The 1,836-nt window shown below is 66.7% G+C and carries 1 protein-coding gene and 1 rRNA gene; both read right to left on the bottom strand.

The features are described from left to right. Window positions 1-111: 111 nt before the first annotated feature. Window positions 112-1,560 (bottom strand): glyceraldehyde-3-phosphate dehydrogenase, encoded by a 1,449-nt coding sequence (locus ACFC0B_RS38815; protein ID WP_376097574.1) that lies wholly within the window; start codon window positions 1,558-1,560, stop codon window positions 112-114. Between the two features lie 189 nt (window positions 1,561-1,749). Further along, window positions 1,750-1,836 (bottom strand): 5S ribosomal RNA (gene rrf / locus ACFC0B_RS38810); the annotation flags it as partial.

Below are 1,836 nucleotides of genomic sequence, written 5' to 3'. Positions count from 1 at the left end.
CCCGGATGTCAACCTACCACCACCCCCCCCCCGCCGCCCGCCCGCGAAACCGCGTGGGGGGCGCCAACCGTTTCCGGGTCCCCCCCCCACAGGCGTTGTGCGTTCCGCGGATCAGACCGCCGGGACGGGGTACGTCGGGTACTCGACGCCCGAGACGTGCTGGACGACCCGGATGACCTGGCAGGAGTAGCCGAACTCGTTGTCGTACCACAGGTAGAGGATCGCGTTGTCGCCCTCGACCTTGGTGGCGCCGGCGTCGACGATGGACGCGTGGCGCGAGCCGATGAAGTCGTTCGACACCGCGTCGGGGGCGGTGGTGAAGTCGATCTGGCGCTTCAGCGACGAGGTCAGCGACACGTTGCGGAGGTAGTCGAGGACCTCCTCGCGGGTGGTCTCACGGGCCAGCTGGAGGTTCAGGATGGCGATCGAGACGTCCGGCACGGGCACGCGGATCGAGCTGCCGGTGATCTTCGCCTTGAGGTCCGGCAGGGCCTTGGCGACGGCCGAGGCGGCACCGGTCTCGGTGATCACCATGTTCAGCGGTGCCGAGCGGCCGCGGCGGTCGGCCTTGTGGTAGTTGTCCAGCAGGTTCTGGTCGTTGGTGAACGAGTGGACGGTCTCCACGTGGCCGCGCAGCACGCCGTACTCGTCCTCCATCGCCTTCAGCGGCGGGACGATCGCGTTGGTGGTGCAGGAGGCGCAGGAGATGACCTGCTCGTCCGGCTTGATGGTGTCGTGGTTGACACCGTGCACGATGTTGGGGACGTCGCCCTTGCCCGGGGCCGTCAGGACGACCTTCTCGATGCCGGGGCGGAGGTGCTTCGAGAGGCCCTCGCGGTCCCGCCACTTGCCGGTGTTGTCGATCAGGATGGCGTCCCGGATGCCGTACGCCGTGTAGTCGACCTCGGACGGGTCGTTGGCGTAGATCACCTTGATCTCGGTGCCGTTGGCGACGATCGTGCTGTTCGCCTCGTCGACCGTGATGGTGCCCTGGAACTGCCCGTGGATGGAGTCGCGACGCAGCAGCGAGGCGCGCTTCACGATGTCCTGGTCACCGCCCCCACGGACGACGATGGCGCGCAGCCGCAGGCCGTTGCCGGAGCCGGCCTTCTCGATCAGCAGACGGGCGACCAGGCGGCCGATGCGGCCGAAGCCGTAGAGGACGACGTCACGCGGCGACTCGCGGCGCTCGATCTTGTTGGCACCCGTGGCGCCGGCGACGGCCTCGGCGGTGAACTGCTCCACCGAGAGGCCGCGGCTGTCCGCGCGGTAGGTGGCGGCGAGCATGCCGAGGTCGATCTGGGAAGGACCGAGATCCAGGGTGGTCAGCGCCTGCAGGAAGGGCAGCGTCTCGGTGACCGAGAGCTCCTCGCCGGCGATCTGGCGGGCGAACCGGTGCGTCTTCAGGATGCTGACCACCGACTTGTTCACCAGGGAACGGCTGTACAGCAGGACAGTGACGTCCCGCTCCCGGTGCAGTCGGCCGATGATCGGAATCATCGACTCCGCGATCTCCTCGCGGTTCTTCCAGTCCGTGAACACGTCGTCGTTGACAGTCACAAGTCCATCTTTCGAGCTAGGAGGGTGTTCACATGCTAACTGGGCCCCACCCCGCTAGCCGAAACGGTTCTGCCCTCTCCCGCATGACAAGAATCACATATGATCCCCCCCTGCGTGTCTTACGAAGCAAGGTCCGGGAACGCAAACAGGCCCCCATCCGAAGGGATGGGGGCCTGTCTGTGAATGATTGTTCGGCGGCGTCCTACTCTCCCACAGGGTCCCCCCTGCAGTACCATCGGCGCTGTGAGGCTTAGCTTCCGGGTTCGGAATGTAACC

Source organism: Kitasatospora sp. NPDC056184 (genome assembly GCF_042268405.1).
In the GTDB taxonomy this organism is placed as follows: domain Bacteria; phylum Actinomycetota; class Actinomycetes; order Streptomycetales; family Streptomycetaceae; genus Kitasatospora.
This window is presented reverse-complemented; position numbering and strand designations above follow the sequence as displayed.